Raw genomic sequence first — 14,761 nt, 5'->3', positions numbered from 1 at the left:
TTCGCGTGCAATGGTTCCGAACTTGCTGCCGGAGGGGTGCACGCCAACATTCCCAGCGGCGAGAGCGAGGAACTCGGGCTGGTGCAAGCCATCCACCGCACTCTGGACCGGGCGATGGCTGCCGACGACTCGATTCTGCTACTCGGCGAGGATATCGGCGACGCCTCCGGCGGGGGAATGTTCAAGGTCACCGCGGGCCTCTCCGCCAAGTACGGCGAAGACCGGGTGCTGGACACACCCATCGCGGAGTCGTCCATCATCGGGGCAGCGGTGGGCGCGTCTCTGGCCGGCCTGCGACCCGTCGCCGAGCTGATGTTCATGGACTTTCTCGGGGTGGCGATGGACCAGATCGCCAACCACGCGGCGAAGGTCCGATACATGTCGGGGGGCCGCAAGGGAGCACCGCTGGTCATCCGGACGATGGTCGGAACGGGTGCCGGACCGCAGCATTCCCAGGCCTTCGAAGCGTGGGCTATGCACACGCCCGGGCTGAAAGTGGTGTGGCCGAGCACTGCCGCCGATGCGGCCGGCCTGCTGAATGCCTGCCTGGCCGAGAACGACCCCTGCCTGTTCATCGAATCCATGAAGCTCTACTACGGGGGTGGCAAGGGGCCGGTGCCGGTCGCCGACTACGTCATTCCGCTCGGTCAGGCCGATGTCAAGCGGACGGGCGGAGACGTGACCATCTGTACTTACGGCGCGATGGTTCACACTGCGTTGGAGGCTGCGCAGCGTCTCGAAAAAGAGGGTGTGTCAGTGGAGGTCGTGGACCTTCGCACGCTGGTGCCGTTGGACCTGGCCACCGTCGTGACGTCGGTGCGAAAGACCACCCGGCTCGTCGTCGCGCACGAGTCGGTGGGTTTCTGCGGGCCCGGAGCCGAGATCGCCGCCGCGGTGGGAAGCGAACTTTTCGGCACGCTGAGCACACCCATTCAGCGCGTTGCCGCGAGCTACACACCGGTCCCGCGCGCGGGCACACTCGAGGCTGCTTGCCGACCGGACGCCGAGCAACTGATCGAAGCCATCGGGAGGATCGTGTGACCAGTCAGCCGACCGAAGTGCGGATACCCAAGCCCGGGGATGCGATCACCGAGGCCGAGGTCACGGAGTTCTACGTGGCGGACGGTGAATCGGCCACCGAGGGAGATCCGCTGTACTCGATCGCGACCGACAAGGTGGAGATGGACATCGAAGCTCCGGCCTCCGGGACAGTGTCCTGGAAAGCCGAAGTCGGCAACACCTACGATGTCGGTGAGCTCATCGCCGTGATCTCATGACGGAGTTGCCCGCCGAGGTCGATCTGACTGCCGAAGAGTTGGTCGGTCGCATCAAGGGTGACACGTTGACCGTCACGATCAATCGGCCCGAGAAGCGCAATGCACTGACCGCGGACGGTTACCACGGCATCAAGCGGGCGGCCATGATCGTCGCCGACGAGCCGGCACTGAGCTTCCTGGTGATCACCGGTACCGGCGAGACATTCTGTGCGGGCGGCGACATGAATGCAGTCGGCAACGACGACCGCCGCTGGGACTCCTTCACCGATGCCTATGACGTCACCCCGTTCGAGACGTTGGGCAAGATACCGAAGATCGTCGTGTGCGCGGTCAACGGAACAGCCCTTGGGGGCGGGTTGGTGATGTCGTTGTACTCCGACCTCGTGATCGCCTCCGACCGCGCGCGCTTTCGGGTTCCTGACCTGACCCGGGGCGTCTACGAGGCGTTCATCGCCGCGCGGATCCCGCAGCGGATCGGCACTTTGCGCGCCAATCATCTGATATACGGCAATGATTGGATCGATGCCGCGGAAGCCGAGCGCCTCGGGCTGGTGGGAAGGGTGGTCGCCCACGAGGCGCTGGCGGCTGAGACCGAAGCGCTGCTCGATCGCGTGCGCCAGACCGGACCGACGGCACGGGCGGCGATGAAACGGGAGATGGCTCGTGCACTGCCCGCCGTCGACGTTGCAGGCTACTGGTCCTCGATGGGAACCCAGGAGCAGATCGAGGCGTTCACCGCCTTCCTGCGGAAGCGCCCACCGCAGTGGTCGGTGAACTCTGAGCGAGATGCCTTCGTCCACACCCGCAGGCCGGCGTGGATGCCGCCCGCAAGCATATCCGAAGGGAACGAGAATCGTTGATAAGGACCAGATTCACCGAGGCGTTCGGTGTCGAGCACCCGATCGTGCAGGGCGGAATGCAGTGGGTGGGGCGCGCCGAACTGGCTGCTGCGGTTTCGGAGGCAGGCGGCTTGGGGCTGATCACTGCGTTGACGCAGCCCACCCCGGCAGACCTGGCCGATGAGATCGCCCGGGCGCGGGATTTGACGGCCAAGCCGTTCGGAGTGAACCTGACGATCCTGCCCACGATCAATCCGCCGCCGTATGACGAGTACCGGCAGGTGATCGTCGACGCCGGCATCAAGATCGTCGAAACGGCGGGGTCGAATCCTGGTCCCCACCTACCGATGTTCCACGACAACGGCATCAAGGTCCTGCACAAGTGCACTTCAGTGCGCCACGCGGTCAAAGCCCAGTCACTGGGTGTGGACGGCATCAGCATCGACGGGTTCGAATGCGCCGGCCATCCTGGCGAAGACGACATCCCCGGGCTGGTGCTGATACCCGCTGCTGCCAAGGAGATCGAGATCCCGATGATCGCGTCGGGCGGCTTCGCCGACGGGCGCGGCCTGGTGGCCGCTCTCGCGCTGGGTGCCGACGGAATCAACATGGGGTCGCGATTCATGTGCACCGCCGAGTCGCCGATCCACCAGAAGGTGAAGGACGCTATCGTCGCCGGCAACGAGCGTGGCACCGAACTGATCTTCCGAACGCTGCGCAATACCGGCCGGGTGGCCAGCAACACCATTTCGCGCGAGGTGGTCGACATCTTGGACAAGGGCGGCCAGTTCGAGGACATCGCCCACCTGGTGTCGGGTAAGCGGGGGGTGAAGGTCTACGAGACAGGCGATTTGGAAGCAGGGATTTGGTGGATCGGCACCGCGATGGGGCTCATCGATGACATCCCGACCGCAGGGGAGTTGGTCTCGCGCATCGTATCCGATGCCGAGGATCTCATCCGCTCGCGCCTGGCAGGAGCCATTGCGTGAGCGCTCTCCCGGTGGGCACCTCGGATCTGACCGGGTGCGACGAGATACTGGTCGCCGTTGACGGGCCGGTGCGAATCGTCACCCTGAACAACCCGGGCGACGCCAACGCGGTCAACAACACCATGCACACGGCGTTCGCCCGGTTGTGGGCGACATTGGCCGACGACGCCGAGGCCAGGGCTGTACTGCTCACCGGAACGGGAGACTTCTTCTCGGCGGGTGGCGATCTCGTCGAATGGCTGCATACCCACGTCGAGAACCCGGTGACCCGGCGGGCGGGAATGCGTGATGCCCGGCGAATCGTGCGCGACATGGTGGACTTCCCGCTGCCGATCGTCGCCGCGGTCAACGGACCCGCGATCGGATTCGGCTGTAGCATCGCCGTGCTCTGCGACATCGTGCTGATGTCGGACCGGTCCTTCCTGGCAGACACGCATGTGGCCAGCGGACTGGTCGCCGGGGACGGCGGATCCGTCCTGTGGCCCCTGTTGATGAGTCTGCTGAAGGCCAAGGAGTACCTCTTGCTCGGCGAGCGGATAAAGGCCGAAAAAGCAGTGGATTTGGGATTGGCGAACCGGGTGGTGCCGCACGCGGACATCAAGACCGAGGGGCTGGCGCTGGCACACCGATTGGCTGCATTACCGGCCCGCGCCGTGCAGGACACCAAGCGGACCTTGAACCTGCACGCGCAGCGTGCCATCACCGGAATCCTCGAATACGGGATTTCGGCCGAAACGGAATGCTTCACCACTCCCGAACACCGCGCCGCCATCGACAAGTTCCTCGACCGCACATGACTGGAGGGCACGAAACCACCCCCGAGCCGCTGGTACTCAAGGAGGTTCGGGACGGTATCGGGCTGATCCTGCTGAATCGGCCCCGGCAGCGAAACGCATTGCGTTGCGAGTCGTGGACCGAGCTGTCTGCGGCCCTGACGGCCTTGGTTGGTGACGACTGTGTGGGCGGGGTGGTCATCGCCGGATCCTCCGGATTCTTCAGCGCCGGTGGGGATCTGAAGAGCGGACCCGCGCACGGCACCGGAGCGATGGCACCTGCCGGCAGAGTCGAGCACGCCCAGCAGGTGCTCGCGCAACTGCGGGCCCTGCCGGTACCGACGCTGGCTGCCGTCGAGGGAGCGGCCGTCGGTCTGGGCTGGAGCCTTGCGCTGTCCTGTGATCTGCTGGTGTCAGCGCAGGACGCGTTCTTCTCCGCACCGTTCGTGGCCCGCGCGGTGGTCCCCGATGGTGGGTTGGCGTGGCGGTTGACGCAGCAGGTCGGGCGGCAGCGTGCGGCGTCGCTGTTGCTGCGGGGCAGCCGATTGTCCGCGGCCGAGGCGCACCGGATGGGCCTGGTGACCGAGCTGGCTGCCGCCGGCGCCGCGGTGGACACCGCCCTGGCCATCGCGGCCGAATTGGCGTCCGCCGATCGAGGCGCCGTGGAGATGACCAAGCGTCTGATCGAATCCGCGGAGGCTGCCCAGTTGGCGGCGTTCCAGCCGTTGGAATTGGCGGTGGCCACCGTTGCCCAACACCGGTCGGCTGCGGCGACCGCACGCGCTTACTACGTCTAAGGTCAGCGGGGTCTAGGGTCAGCGGGGCAGTCCGAGGCCGGCAGTCGAGATCAGATCGCGCTGGATCTCGCTGGTTCCGCCACCGATCTGGTGAAGGATCGACAGGAGAAGTCCCTCGGAGAAATGGCCGTCGAGCACGGCATCGGGATCGTCGGGCATGAGTTCGCCGGCCGGCCCCAGTAGCGCAGCTCCCAGCGCCCGCAGTTCGGCGGTCAACTCGGAGTGATAAAGCTTCGACAACGAGGGCAGCCCGGGGTCCAGCGCGCCGGCGGCCTGCAGGTGAGCGACCCGGTAGGACAGGGCGCGCCCGACCTCGACACGTTCGACTGCTCGGGCCAGTGCGACCCGGTTGACGGGGTCGGCAAGCGGGTCGATGGAGGACCCTCTGCGGGCATGGCACCAGTCGATCAATTCGTCGAGGTACCGCTGAGCCTGGGCGGCGCGTGTGACATTCGAGCGTTCCTGGTCGAGTAGCGCCTTGGCCACTCGCCAGCCCTCACCTTCGGCACCCACCAGGTTCGCCGCCGGCACCCGGGCGCCGTCGAAGAACTCTTCGGCGAAAGTCGGATAACCCGTCATGGACCGGATGGGCCGCCGGGTGATTCCCGGCGTGTCCAGGTCCACCAGGAAGAACGAGATGCCGTCCTGCCGCTTGCCCGCGACCGGCGAAGTCCGTGCCAGCACGAATATCCAGTCGGCCAGCACTCCGTTGCTGGTCCAGGTCTTCTGACCGTCGAGGATGTATGCGTCGCCGTCTCGGCGGGCCGTCATCCGCAGCGAGGCGAGATCCGATCCGGCCTCTGGTTCTGAGTAACCCTGCGCCCACATCCGCTCGGAACGAGCGATCTTGGGCAGTTGCTCGGCTTTCTGCTCGGGCGTGCCGAACCGAAACAACACCGGCGCCAGCATGTTGACACCATTGGTGTTGACCAGGGGCGCGCCCGCATAGGCGAGCTCCTCACGGATCACCACCTGCTCCACGACGTTTCGACCACCGCCTTCGTACTCGTCGGGCCAGTGCGGAACGAACCACCCCTGCGCGTGCAGTTCCCGGCAGAACGCGACAGCGCGCTCGTGACCATCGCGCGACAGGTAGTCGGGATTGGCGGAGGTGCGCCGGAACTCGTCGGAAAGGTGTTCTGACAACCACTGCCTGATGTCGGCTCGCAATGCGTCGACATCGGATCCACCGCCGAAGCGGATGATCGGTTCCAATGGCACTGCCTATATCCGATCAGCCGGCTTGGCCGCCTTCTTCATCAGCTCGACCACGTAGTCCTGGAACTCCTTCGACCCGGTCACCACGGCCTGCAGGTCATTGCTGGCCTGTTGGTGGGTCCGGAAGCCCATGTTCTCCCAGGCGCGCAAGATGCCGGCCTTGGTGGCCTGCAAAGTGATCAGCGGGGCCTTGGCGATCTTCGCGGCGAGTTCCTCGACGGTGGCTTCGAGCTCATCTCGCGGCACCACCCGATTCACCAGCCCGAACTCGAGCGCCTCTGCGGCAGTGATCTTCTGCGCGGTGTACAGGTACTCGGCGGCCCGCTTGTAGTTCATGAACACCCACGGTTCGAACATCGTCTCCGAACCGGGCAGGCCGAACCCCGGAACCAGCGGCATCTGGAACCAGGCGTCATCGGAGCACACGGTGAGCTCGGGAATCAATGCCCATGTCGTTCCGCCGCCGATGGCGTAGCCGTGGACCTGGGAGATCACCGGCTTGGGAAATTCCCACAGCTTGAGCACCGGCCAGAGGAACAGCTGGGCGGCTGAACGCCACACCTTGCCTGAGGCGTCGAGCTCGGCCTTGAACTCCGGATAGCTACCGTCCGGGATGTGGCCCGAGCAGAATCCCTTGCCATTGGCCTTGATGATCACGACTTTGATGCCGTAGTCGTACTGCGCGTCGTCGAGTGCTTCGTTGACGCTGTGCACCATCTCGGAGGTCTGCGCGTTGGCGCGGTCCGGGTTGTTCAGGATGATGCGCGCGATCGGCCCGTCCTTTTCGTAGATGACGTGGTCCAACTCTCGCGTTTCCACCTGCGGGCCTCCTCGATTTGGGCGCTGTGGCCCCTGAACGATACTGAATGATAGCGAATGATAGTGCAATTAAACAGATTGTGTAATAGTGTTTAGTAGGAGGAGGGTGACATGACGACGATGGACCTGCGCTGGGATCCGTTCGACCGCACCTTGCACGCCGAGCCCTACTCGGTATGGAAGCGTATGCGTGACGAAGCGCCGGTGTACTACAACGACGAGTACGACTTTTACGCGTTGAGCCGGTTCGACGACGTGATGAACGCATCGCTGGACACCGAGACCTTCTCCTCCGAGCACGGCATCACCCTCGACATGATCACCGCCGACCCGTGGGGTCCGCCCAAGGCGATGATCATGATGGATCCTCCCGATCACACGACGCTGCGGAAGATGGTCAACCGCACCTTCTTTCGCAGTAGGATCGCCCAGCTCGAGGACTATGTCCGGCGGCTGAGTCGGGCGTACCTCGATCGGTATGTCGGGACCGGGGGCTTCGACTACGTCGCGGACTTCTCGGCGAAGCTGCCCGTGATGGTGATCAGCTCGCTGCTGGGGTTCCCCGAGGAGGATCACGACAATCTGCGCGAATGGTCGGACGCTCAGGTGCACCGCGATGAAGGCAATCCGGAACGCACCGCGGCCGGGGACGAGGCCTCGGCGAACTTGTTCGCCTACTACCGGGATCAGATCGTGCAGCGCCGCCAGCTTCACACTACCGATGTCGTCAGCGATCTGATGGCCTCCGACCTCGTCGTTCCCGGCGTGGATCCACGACAGTTGGATGACGGAGAGCTGCTGGTGTTCATCGCGATGATCAATGTCGCCGGAAACGAGACGGTGGCCCGTCTGCTCGGTTGGGCGGCGCTGACGCTTGCGCGCAACCCTGACCAGCGGGCCAAACTGGTCGAGGATCCGGGGCTCATCGGCGGCGCCGTCGAGGAGCTGTTGCGCTACGACGCCCCGTCTCCGGTGCAGGGGCGCTTCAGTCTTCGGGAGTCCACCTATCACGGCATCACCATCCCGGCGGGGTCGAAGGTGGCGTTGCTGACGGGCTCGGCCGGTCGCGACGAGCGCCAGTACGAGCGTCCCGACACCTTCGACGTGACACGAACGGGCATCCGGCACATCAGTTTCGGGCACGGCGCGCACTTCTGCCTCGGAGCAGCGCTGGCTCGATTGGAGGCCAGGGTGGCGCTGGAGGAGACGCTCAAGAGATTCCCGGAGTGGGATGTCGATGAGCAGAACGTGTCCTACGTCCACACCAACTCCGTCCGGGGTCCGGCCAGCGTCCCCATCACGTTGTGAGCACCGGGCTGACGGTGCGCACCGAGGGTGCGGTGCGCTGGCTGGTGCTCGACCGGCCGGAGGTCGGGAACTCGGTGACCCGCGCGATGCAGCGGGACCTGATCGACCAACTGACCTCGGCGTCCAGTGACCCCCAGGTCCGCTCGGTGGTGTTCACCGCCGCCGGGGAGCGGCACTTCTGCACCGGGCCCAATCTGCGTGACCCCAACATGCGGCCCAGCCAGGACCGCGCCGCCGGAGATGCGGCGAGAATCCTGCGCACCGGGTCGCAGGCCGTGGTGGCTGCCCTGCTCGACTGCGAGAAACCGGTGATCTGTGCGCTCAACGGCACCGCGGCCGGTGTCGGTGCCAGTATGGTGCTGGCCTGCGATCTGGTCATCGCCGTGCGGAGCGCCGCACTGATCGAGTTGTTCGTCCGCCGTGGACTGGCTCCCGACGGCGGTGCGGCTTACCTGCTGACCCGCAAGGTTCCGTTCAACGTCGCCAAGCAGCTGATTCTCTTCGGTGAGCAACTGTCGGCCGTCGATGCGCATCGCGTCGGTCTGGTCAACGAACTCGTCGCCGACCGCGAGCAGTTGGACGCGCTGGCCGGCGATTGGGCGCAGCGTCTGGCCGACGGGCCGACTCGCGCGCTGGCCGCAGCCAAGATGATGCTCAACCAGGCCCTCGACGTCGACAGGGCTACGGCGTTCGGTACCGAGGCGCTGTTGGTCGAACAGGTCGCCGGCACCGACGACGTCGCCGAGGGCGTCGCCGCCTTCACCGAGAAGCGAGACCCGCTGTTCAAAGGGCGGTGACCTTCGGGCGTGCAGGCGATCAGCCCAGCAGGCCGCTCAAGGGAGTGACGTGCCCGATTCGCCCTCCGGTCAGCATCGGTTCGATGAGCAGGAGTTGACGCATTACTCGGCGATGGAGCAGCACGATCAGAGCGGCATCCTGTGCGGGCCCGGCCGTCAGCACGAATCGCTCCAGGGCCTGATCGCCGACTGCCCGGTCGGCGGGGCGTGCCCCGAGTAGTTCCTCGAGGTCATCGAGGTCCGCGGCGTCGATGGCGTGGGCGTATGTGCTGGCCCGGTGAGACAACCGGGCCACGGTCGCGACAGACTGCCGCTGGTACTCGGCGATGCCGGTGGGCACGTCCAGCGACTCGATCATGGACGGCAGACCGGCGATGGCCCCGGGATAGGGCGTCGGTACCGGGTCGGGGAGCGAGACCGTCGACAAGGCAACGTCGGCCTGCCGCGCGATGGATTCGATCGTGTGCAACGACAGCAGATGAAACCATTCGATGTACTGGACGATGTCGGGCAAGGGCAGGTCGAGGTGCAGGACTATCGCAACTCCCAGCGGGGTGCACAGCGCGAACTTGGCGGTGTGGAACTCGATCGCCGCGCGGTCCAGCGGTTCCCCTGAGCGGTCTTCGTATGTTCGTAGAAGACGACCCAGATCGCCCATCGGTTCGGTCACGTTGCGTAGTCGAAGGCCCGCGAGGTCGTGGGAGACGTCGCCGATGTGGGCGAGCTCGACGTCGATCAGTCCGGTGATCCGGCGGTCGGCGTACATGAATTGCCCGGTATCGCCCAACACGAAACTCGGGGTGGACCGGTGCGTCGGCACGTGGCGCCGCAGCCAGCCGATGGCGAACTCCAGCAAGGGCTCCGGGCGCTGCTTGAACTCGCGGTAGCGCGTCACGAACGTCTCGAAGTAGCCGAGGGCGACCGCGTCGGGGCCGGTCGGGATCTCCAGGCCGGCGGCGGCAAATGCCGCCGGATCGATGTCGTGGGCACGCACCAGAGCATCGACGTAGTCGTCCATCACAGCGTGAACCTGCTCGGCCTCGTCGGCGCTGCAGGGGTTGGGCTCGCCAGGCAGCCAGTCCATCACGACCGCTGACGCTTCTGGGATCTCGCCGTAGATGTGCGGGACCGCGATGCCATGCGCTTTCATCACACGCAGGACTGTCGCTTCGGCTGAGACAGTTGCGAAGCCGAACCCCTCGCGATCGCCCCGCACGTAGAGGCGGATTTCCTGACCGTCGCGGTCCGCCGTGACGAACCACGCTGGTCGCCAACGCTGTTGGCGTTCGATGGTACGAACCGGACCGATGTTGATCGAGACCCAGCTTTCGACGACGGAGTCTTTCACGGGCCCTGCCTCCAGACAATAGTGCTGGTCTGCGCCGACCAATCGGGCTCAACCAATTTGCTATTTAACACTAGAACACTATGTGTACTCTTGTATGAGCGTTGGGGCCACGCCGGCCTCGTGACCTGCTCCAGGAGGCGCCTTGAGTCTGTTCGACGCTTTTTCCTACCAAGGCAAGCGTGTGCTCGTCGTCGGTGGCGCTACCGGGATGGGCAACGCCACGGCACGGTTGGCCCTCGACGCGGGAGCCGAGGTCGTGGTGATGGACTACGCGACATGTGATCTTCCGGGCGTGACGGCCATCGGGCTGAACCTGGCCGACAAAGCCAGCATCGATGCAGCGGTCGCCGAATGCGGTGGCACACTGGACGCGTTGTTCGCGTGCGCCGGCGTTGCCGACGGTCCCGGCATCGAGCGGATCAACTTCATCGGACACCGCTACCTCATCGATCGCCTACGAGACAGCGCCATGCTGCCGCGAGGGTCGGCGATCGGATTCATTTCTTCAGCGGCCGGGTTGGCCTGGCGCTCGAACATGGTGCAGCTCAACGAGTTCCTCGACGTCGCCGACTTTGAGACAGCGGCCGCATGGACGGTCGACAACGGCTGTGCCCACTACATGTTCACCAAGCAGGCGGTGTGCGCATACGTGGCGCGGGAGGCGATGAGTCTGGTGTCCGAGGGCATCCGCGTCAACGCGATCTGCCCCGGACCTACCGATACCCCCTTGGCTCAGGCCAATGCGGAACTTTGGCTGGATTTCGGCGCCGACTACCGCGCAAAGGTGGGTGTTGATGCGGCGACGCCACTGGAGCAGGCCTACCCGCTGCTGTTCCTGTGCAGTGCCGCGGCCAGTGTGGTCAGCGGCATCACGATGGTCACCGATTCCGGCTATCTGAGCGCCGGAATCACCGAGGTGTTTCCCGCGGGTACCCCCATGGCCAAAATGCTGCTGGACGGGTAGCGGCCGTGAGTTCCGATTTCACCGGTCAAGTCGTCGTCATCACCGGGGCCAGTGGGGGAATCGGGCGTGTGCTGGCACGACGATACGCCGCGCGCGGGGCGAACGTCGCCCTGGTCGCGAGGCGGTCTGACGAACTTGCGGTCACGGCCGGCGTCATCGCCGAGGAGGGCGGTGCCGCGTCGGTGCATGTGGCCGACATCCGCGAGGAGTCGCTGTGCCACGAAGTCATCGGTGCCATCATGCAACGATGGGACAGGCTCGACGTGCTGGTCAACAACGCGGCGGTGCCCGGCATCGACCAACGCGTCAGCGACGCCACTGTCGCCAACTGGCAGAACGTGTTCGCGACAAATCTCTTCGCGCCTATGGTGCTGGCACGGGAAGCGCTGAGCCAAGCGATGATTCCGGCGGGTAGCGGCAATCTACAGTTCGTGTCGTCAGCGGCAGCGCGTGTGGTGCAGCCGAAGAAGGCGCACTATGCGGCTGCCAAGCTCGGTCTGAGTGCGCTGGCGCAGACGTTGGCACTCGAGCTCGGCACCAGCGGAGTTCGGGTCAACACCGTGGTCGTCGGTAGCGTTGCCGGTGAGCTCTTCGACTCCTACGTGGCCCGCCGCGCAGCCGAGGACGGCCTTGACCCGGGGGAGTTGCGCAGTCGACTCGCTGCGCTCAACAAGCTGGGCCGGTTGGTGCAGCCCGATGAGGTCGCCGAAGTGTCCCTGTGGCTTGCCTCTGATGCGGCTTCGGCCATCACCGGCCAGGACATCAACGTGACGGGTGGATGAGTGTCCGCCACCGAGGTCGATCCGATCGAGGCGCTACTGGCCCGCGACGAGATCCGATCGTTGCCGATCCGCTACGCCGCCGCAGTGGAGGCGCGAGACGTCGACGCGATGGCCGAGCTGTTCTCTCCACACGCCCGTTTCGGTAAGTACGGCCAGGGGCCTGACGGACTGCGCCGGTTGATGACCGACAGCCTGGCGGGAAGCCTGTTCGCGGTGATGCTGGTGGCCAACCACCTCATCGATCTGCAGGACGATACCCACGGGTCCGGGCAGGTCTGGGCACACTGCTACGCCCAGACCCGCGAGGACGGTTTTCTCGAGCAGCTGATCAAGTACGAGGATCGGTATGAAAAGCTCAGCGGGCGATGGCTGTTCGCGCATCGCCGGCACAGGCTGTGGTACGGCACCTCGCACGACCAGTCACCTCTTTCCCAGCCCGCCGCGAACTGGCCTCAGGGCCAGGTCGGCGTCGGTGACATCCCGCTCGCCGATCCCGAGTTCGCTGCCTGGTGGCGGTCGGTCCGGTGACTGACGTGCGTTGTGTGGCAGCGGGCCTCGCATTCCCGGAAAGCCCGATCGCATGTCCCGACGGCTCGGTCCTGCTCTCCGAGATGGCGGCCGGACGCATCTCTCGGGTTCGGCCCGACGGGGCCGTCGACCTGGTCGCCGACACGGGCGGCGGGCCCAACGGAGTCGGGCTGCTACCTGACGGCCGGCTGGTGGTGTGCCAGAACGGTGGCTCGACATTCGGTATCGGGTGGTGGCCCTACGACTTCGACGGCTGTGCGCAACTGTTCCGGCCGGTCGGGGCGGCCGACGAACCCGTGACCCCGCAGCTTCAGCTCGTCGAGCTCGACGGGTCGGTGCACACGCTGGCAGTGGAGTTCGATGCTCGCTCCGGCCCCACCCCTCTGGTCCGTCCCAGTGATCTGTGCGTCGATTCCGAGGGCGGCTTCTATGTGACCGACGGCGGTACCACGCGCGGCCGAAGTCGTACCGTGACGGGCCTGTTGTACGGAACGCCGGACGGGTGTCTCGAGGAGATCGTGTACCCGCTGGAGATGCCGAACGGCGTCGCGCTGTCGCCGGATGGCGACCGCCTCTATGTTGCGGAGACGCGCACCCGCCGGGTGTGGGAATTCACGTTGTCGGGCCCAGGGTGCGTCGTCGGCGGTCGTGGACTCGCGACCGTGCCCAGCGGCGGTCCGCTGAACATCGGCGGAGCGGACGGCGTGTGCGTCGCGCGCGACGGCACCATTCTGGTGGCGACGTTGGGCGCAGGCGGAGTCACCGCTTTCGCGCCCTCCGGACAGCTGCTCGGGGCGCTGCCGCTTGACGATCCGATGACCACCAACATGACACTCAGCGACGACGAGGCGACGCTCTATCTCACGCTCGCGTCGTCCGGGCGCCTGATGGCCGTCGACGATTGGCGATCGGCGCTCGGTGCTCCCGGTGCCTAGTCCTTCTGCTCCTTGTTCGCCATCTGGTTGGCGAGGTTCTCGATGAAGGCGCCGTAGCCGATGCCACCGTGGTCCGACATCACCGCGTCGTAGTCATACTCCGGCGGCGCACCGTTGTTCGGACGCCATCCGCTGTCAGCTGTCGAGGCCTTGAATCCCTCCTCGGGGAAGGCGTACCAGCGCCGGGCATTCAGTTCGACGATTTTGGCGGCCTCGTCGTCGGGGACGTTCGCCAGCATCTCCTCGGCCCGTGCCCGGCTCTTGGGCCAGAACGAATCGGAATGCGGGTAGTCGCACTCCCAGGTGATGTTGTCGACACCGATCTTGTGGCGCAGCGAGACGCCGACCTCGTCTTCGATGAAGCAGCCGGTGATGTTGCGCTTGAACAGTTCCGAGGGGGCGATCGTCGGATGGATGTTCTGGTAGTACTTGTGCTTGCGCCAGACGTAGTCGGCTCGCTCGACGAGGTAGGGCATCCACCCGATGCCGCCTTCGGAGAACGCGACCTTCAAATTCGGGTGTTTGTGGAACACCGGGGAGAAGACCAGCTCGATGGCAGCGGCCATCGACGTCGTCCCCATCAGGGTGACCATCACCGCGAACGGCGCCTCGGACGCTGTCGAGGGCGGCAGCCCGCCCGACCCGAAGTGCATGACCGCGGTCATGTTGGTTTCTTCGAGGGCCGACCAGACCGGGTCCCAGTGCGGGGTGTGGAAGCTCGGCAGGCCGAGGTTCATCGGGTTGTCGGGCAGCCCGACGGCGCGGCAGCCCTTGGCCGCGTTGCGTTCGATCTCGGCCACCATCAGCGAGGTGTCCCACAACGGGCTGATCATCATCGGGATGAAGCGCGCCGGGTCGGTGGCGCACCATTCGTCGAGCGAGAAGTCGTTCCACGCTTGGACGCCGAGCAGGGCCAGGTCCTTGTCCGTGCCTTCCAGGAACACCGTGCCGCAGAATCGCGGGAAGGAGGGAAAGCAGAGCATGGCGTGGACGCCGTCGATGTCCATGTCGGCCAGCCGTGCCTTCGGGTCGTAGCAGCCAGGGATCATGTCGTCATAACGCACCGGCTCGACGCCGAACTCCTCGGGCGACTTCCCGGCCACGGCGTTGAGGCCGATGTTGGGATAGGCGCGGCCTTCGTAAACCCATTGGTGCATTGGCGGTTTACCCTCACGGGGGAACTCGACGATGCGGGGGCCGTCCTCCCGATACTTCCTGGGCAGGCGGTCGGTCCACACGTGCGGGGGTTCGATCATGTGGTCATCGACGGACAGGAGCTTCATCGAGGGCTGCAGAGGCATCGTCGATCCTTACTCTGGTGTGTGCTGTTAGGCTCGAAAGCCAGCGGAACAAATGAACACTGACTGCTTATTTGACTATAGCGTGG

Annotated in this window: 16 protein-coding genes; 12 read left to right on the top strand and 4 right to left on the bottom strand. The window is 65.5% G+C overall.

All coding sequences use genetic code 11. The features are described 5' to 3' along the window. The first annotated feature begins 48 nt into the window (after nucleotides 1–48). Genes BEMPMBAN_RS33065 through BEMPMBAN_RS00580 form a run of 6 tightly spaced genes read left to right on the top strand, consistent with a single transcriptional unit; the run spans nucleotide 49 to nucleotide 4,675 of the window. Nucleotides 49–1,041 (top strand): alpha-ketoacid dehydrogenase subunit beta, encoded by a 993-nt coding sequence (locus BEMPMBAN_RS33065; protein WP_425294915.1) that lies wholly within the window; start codon nucleotides 49–51, stop codon nucleotides 1,039–1,041. After that, complete coding sequence (locus tag BEMPMBAN_RS00600) at nucleotides 1,038–1,277, top strand: biotin/lipoyl-containing protein (RefSeq protein ID WP_159228487.1); 240 nt, start codon at nucleotides 1,038–1,040, stop codon at nucleotides 1,275–1,277. Before BEMPMBAN_RS33065 ends, BEMPMBAN_RS00600 begins: the two co-directional genes overlap by 4 nt. Then, complete coding sequence (locus BEMPMBAN_RS00595; RefSeq protein ID WP_159228486.1) at nucleotides 1,274–2,137, top strand: enoyl-CoA hydratase/isomerase family protein; 864 nt, start codon at nucleotides 1,274–1,276, stop codon at nucleotides 2,135–2,137. The genes BEMPMBAN_RS00600 and BEMPMBAN_RS00595 overlap by 4 nt, the downstream gene beginning before the upstream one ends. Beyond that, entirely contained in the window at nucleotides 2,134–3,105 is a 972-nt protein-coding gene (locus tag BEMPMBAN_RS00590; protein WP_159228485.1) for an NAD(P)H-dependent flavin oxidoreductase, read from the top strand. The genes BEMPMBAN_RS00595 and BEMPMBAN_RS00590 overlap by 4 nt, the downstream gene beginning before the upstream one ends. Continuing rightward, nucleotides 3,102–3,902, top strand: a complete 801-nt coding sequence (locus BEMPMBAN_RS00585; RefSeq protein WP_159228484.1) for an enoyl-CoA hydratase/isomerase family protein — start codon at nucleotides 3,102–3,104, stop codon at nucleotides 3,900–3,902. Before BEMPMBAN_RS00590 ends, BEMPMBAN_RS00585 begins: the two co-directional genes overlap by 4 nt. Further along, nucleotides 3,899–4,675, top strand: a complete 777-nt coding sequence (locus BEMPMBAN_RS00580; protein WP_159228483.1) for an enoyl-CoA hydratase/isomerase family protein — start codon at nucleotides 3,899–3,901, stop codon at nucleotides 4,673–4,675. The genes BEMPMBAN_RS00585 and BEMPMBAN_RS00580 overlap by 4 nt, the downstream gene beginning before the upstream one ends. A gap of 18 nt (nucleotides 4,676–4,693) precedes the next feature. Here the strand turns inward: BEMPMBAN_RS00580 and BEMPMBAN_RS00575 are convergent, their stop codons facing one another. Both BEMPMBAN_RS00575 and BEMPMBAN_RS00570 read right to left on the bottom strand, forming a co-directional pair. Next, nucleotides 4,694–5,896 (bottom strand): acyl-CoA dehydrogenase family protein, encoded by a 1,203-nt coding sequence (locus BEMPMBAN_RS00575; RefSeq protein ID WP_159228482.1) that lies wholly within the window; start codon nucleotides 5,894–5,896, stop codon nucleotides 4,694–4,696. A gap of 3 nt (nucleotides 5,897–5,899) precedes the next feature. Continuing rightward, nucleotides 5,900–6,712, bottom strand: coding sequence for an enoyl-CoA hydratase-related protein (locus tag BEMPMBAN_RS00570; protein ID WP_159228481.1), 813 nt, complete (start codon nucleotides 6,710–6,712; stop codon nucleotides 5,900–5,902). Between the two features lie 111 nt (nucleotides 6,713–6,823). On the opposite strand from BEMPMBAN_RS00570, the gene BEMPMBAN_RS00565 reads away from it, so the two are divergent. Further along, nucleotides 6,824–8,020, top strand: coding sequence for a cytochrome P450 (locus BEMPMBAN_RS00565; protein ID WP_159228480.1), 1,197 nt, complete (start codon nucleotides 6,824–6,826; stop codon nucleotides 8,018–8,020). Continuing rightward, nucleotides 8,017–8,817, top strand: a complete 801-nt coding sequence (locus tag BEMPMBAN_RS00560; protein ID WP_234897244.1) for an enoyl-CoA hydratase/isomerase family protein — start codon at nucleotides 8,017–8,019, stop codon at nucleotides 8,815–8,817. The genes BEMPMBAN_RS00565 and BEMPMBAN_RS00560 overlap by 4 nt, the downstream gene beginning before the upstream one ends. Nucleotides 8,818–8,836: 19 nt before the next feature. Here BEMPMBAN_RS00560 and BEMPMBAN_RS00555 read toward each other — a convergent pair whose 3' ends face one another. Further along, complete coding sequence (locus tag BEMPMBAN_RS00555) at nucleotides 8,837–10,165, bottom strand: phosphotransferase (protein ID WP_159228479.1); 1,329 nt, start codon at nucleotides 10,163–10,165, stop codon at nucleotides 8,837–8,839. A 142-nt stretch (nucleotides 10,166–10,307) separates the two neighbouring features. Here BEMPMBAN_RS00555 and BEMPMBAN_RS00550 point away from each other — a divergent pair, with 142 nt between their 5' ends. Genes BEMPMBAN_RS00550 through BEMPMBAN_RS00535 form a run of 4 tightly spaced genes read left to right on the top strand, consistent with a single transcriptional unit; the run spans nucleotide 10,308 to nucleotide 13,374 of the window. Next, nucleotides 10,308–11,129: an SDR family oxidoreductase gene (locus tag BEMPMBAN_RS00550; RefSeq protein ID WP_159228478.1), complete on the top strand. Its 822-nt coding sequence runs from the start codon at nucleotides 10,308–10,310 to the stop codon at nucleotides 11,127–11,129. Nucleotides 11,130–11,134: 5 nt separating this feature from the next. After that, nucleotides 11,135–11,911 (top strand): SDR family NAD(P)-dependent oxidoreductase, encoded by a 777-nt coding sequence (locus BEMPMBAN_RS00545; protein WP_159228477.1) that lies wholly within the window; start codon nucleotides 11,135–11,137, stop codon nucleotides 11,909–11,911. Then, a complete protein-coding gene (locus tag BEMPMBAN_RS00540; protein WP_159228476.1) occupies nucleotides 11,912–12,439 on the top strand; it encodes a nuclear transport factor 2 family protein in 528 nt (175 codons plus the stop codon). Further along, nucleotides 12,436–13,374 (top strand): SMP-30/gluconolactonase/LRE family protein, encoded by a 939-nt coding sequence (locus tag BEMPMBAN_RS00535; RefSeq protein WP_234897243.1) that lies wholly within the window; start codon nucleotides 12,436–12,438, stop codon nucleotides 13,372–13,374. The genes BEMPMBAN_RS00540 and BEMPMBAN_RS00535 overlap by 4 nt, the downstream gene beginning before the upstream one ends. On the opposite strand, the gene BEMPMBAN_RS00530 is transcribed toward BEMPMBAN_RS00535, so the two are convergent. Beyond that, nucleotides 13,371–14,675 carry an amidohydrolase family protein gene (locus BEMPMBAN_RS00530; protein ID WP_159228475.1) on the bottom strand — a complete coding sequence of 435 codons (1,305 nt, stop codon included), beginning with the start codon at nucleotides 14,673–14,675 and terminating at the stop codon, nucleotides 13,371–13,373. The two genes, BEMPMBAN_RS00535 and BEMPMBAN_RS00530, sit on opposite strands and share 4 nt — an antisense overlap. Nucleotides 14,676–14,761: the final 86 nt, after the last annotated feature.

It is taken from the genome of Mycolicibacterium austroafricanum (assembly GCF_902705885.1).
GTDB classification, from domain to species: Bacteria; Actinomycetota; Actinomycetes; order Mycobacteriales; family Mycobacteriaceae; genus Mycobacterium; species Mycobacterium vanbaalenii_A.
The sequence above is the reverse complement of the archived record's forward strand: the minus strand, read 5'-3'. Positions and strand labels throughout refer to the sequence as shown.